At 64.0% G+C, this 2,397-nt stretch carries 2 protein-coding genes; both read right to left on the minus strand.

Features of this window, described 5'->3' with window-relative positions:
• Positions 1-949, minus strand: a 949-nt coding sequence (locus MKK63_RS27765; RefSeq protein WP_244007225.1) for a phosphatase PAP2 family protein, incomplete at its 3' end; no start/stop codon positions are given.
• 577 nt (positions 950-1,526) lie between these two features.
• Positions 1,527-2,397 (minus strand): chaperonin GroEL (gene groEL / locus MKK63_RS27770; RefSeq protein WP_244007228.1); only part of this gene is annotated, 871 nt, incomplete at its 5' end.

The following is a 2,397-nucleotide window of genomic DNA, read 5'->3' on the forward strand; positions in this document are numbered from 1 at the left end:
GGCCGTAGGTCAGGCGGCTCTGGTAGGCGGCTTGATTGGCGGCGGACGGGACATAGGGATTGCTGGCCGCATTGGCGGCGCTGCCCGCGCAGGCCGCGACGGTGTTGCCGCACTGGGCGGCGAGGTAGGCCTGGAGCTGGGTCTGCGCCTTCACGAACTGGGTGGGCAGGTTGATCGCCGTGCCGGTCACCGCGGCGTTGTCGATGTAGGCCGGGTTGGTGAACGCCTGGGCGAGGTCGTAGTAAGATTGGACACGCCCGCCGATCACGTCGAGCACGTAGTGCACGCCCAGCACGCTTCGGCTCTCGCCATACTCAGACGCGCGCAACAGCATGCTCTGGTACTGCTGCGGGACCAGCATCGCCAGCAGCGTTCCGTAGGTGAATCCGTAGGCGGTGTGGCCGCTCGGGAAGGAGGAATTGGTATCCACGCCGATCGTCGCCAGCGGATTGTAGATCGTGATCCGGGACGGGGCGACCTGATAGGGACGCGAGCTGCCGTAGGGATTCTGGCCGCCCTGCCTGTTGGTGACGCCGTAGGCAAGATCGTAGACGCTGTTGGTGGTGTTGGGCAGGCCGTTATAGGTCGGCAGGCTGTAGCCCGTCGGCGCGACTGCTGGGACGGGGATGGCGCCGGGGACGTACGTGCTGGAATTGTTGGCCGCGCCGTTCGCGAAGTAGTTCTTGGCAATTGCCGAATCGCCACCGGAAATGGCGAAGGCGGATGTCAGCAGCGTGTCGACCGAGGCGAGGGGCCCCTTGCTGCCGCTCGCCACGCCCCTCTGATAGATCGCGCCGAGAACGGGTCCGTACCCACCGATCGGCTGGCGTGGGGTAATTCCGTTGCTGGTCGCCTGATCAGCCAATCCGCCGGCGAGATTGGCGCCTGCCCCATATCCGGTCAGTCCAGCGGGCGAGTAGGCCGCCCCCGCCGTGACGAACAGATTCATATCGCTAGCTGCCAAGCCACGCCGGCTGGCCGAGGACCCGTTCAAAGCGACCGTGGGGTCGAGATTGCTTTGCAGGGTTGCGATACCAACCACCGTCGCGTTGAGGCTCAGGTAGGGACTCAGTAAATTGAGGACATTGGCGTTCGCTGGGGTGATCCGAGCCGTCTGAGCGCGTGCTTCCGATCCCAAAATCGACGCCGCCGCGAGCGCTATGATCGAAACATGACCCGTCAACCGCATCGATCAACCCCTGCAATGATTCGCCGAATGCGAACGCGCAGAGGAGCATGCAAATTTTTGAGCGGCTGCGAGCGTCATAAAGAGTCATGATTCATCGCGACGTTACTTGTGGCATCACAACAACATTACATTAATTGGCAAATTATATTTTGAAAGGCAGATATCACTTGGTCAAAATCGAATCATGACGTCATGCGATAGGTATGAATATACGATATAAAGTCGCCATGTTCAGTCTTGGCAGGCAGACCGGGACAATCACTTCGTTCGCAGCGCGCACGAAAAAGGGGCCGCCTCGCGGCGACCCCCTTCCTCCGTCTCGACGGGTGGCTTGGACTTAGAAGTCCATGCCGCCCATGCCGCCGCCGCCCGGCATCGCGGGGGCGCCGCTGTCCTTCTTCGGCGCGTCGGCGACCATCGCCTCGGTGGTCACCAGCAGGCCGGCCACCGAAGCAGCGTCCTGCAGAGCGGTGCGAACCACCTTGGCCGGATCGACGATGCCGGCCTGGATCATGTCGACATACTCTTCGGTCTGGGCGTTGAAGCCGTAGGTCTCCGAGGAGGTGTTGTCGGTGATCTTGCCGACCACGATCGAGCCCTCGACGCCCGCGTTCTGGGCGATCTGGCGGATCGGGGCCTCAAGGGCCTTCAGCACGATCTTGATGCCGGCCTGGACGTCCGGAATGTCGGACTTCAGCTCGGCGACCGCCTTCTTGGCGCGCAGCAGCGCCGTGCCGCCGCCCGGGACGATGCCTTCCTCGACCGCCGCGCGGGTGGCGTTGAGGGCGTCGTCGACCCGGTCCTTCTTCTCCTTGACCTCGACCTCGGTCGCGCCGCCGACGCGGATCACCGCGACGCCGCCCGCGAGCTTGGCCAGGCGCTCCTGCAGCTTCTCGCGGTCGTAGTCCGAGGTGGTCTCCTCGATCTGCGCCTTGATCTGGCTGATCCGGCCCTCGATGTCGGACTTCTCGCCGACGCCGTCGATGATCGTGGTGTTCTCCTTCTCGATCCGCACGCGCTTGGCGCGGCCGAGCATCGGGAGCGTCACGTTCTCGAGCTTGATGCCGAGATCCTCGGCGATCATCTGGCCCTTGGTCAGGATCGCGATGTCCTCGAGCATCGCCTTGCGGCGGTCACCGAAGCCCGGCGCCTTGACGGCCGCGACCTTCAGGCCGCCGCGCAGCTTGTTGACCACGAGGGTGGCCAGC

The organism is Methylobacterium sp. J-088, assembly GCF_022829295.1.
In the GTDB taxonomy this organism is placed as follows: Bacteria; Pseudomonadota; Alphaproteobacteria; order Rhizobiales; family Beijerinckiaceae; genus Methylobacterium.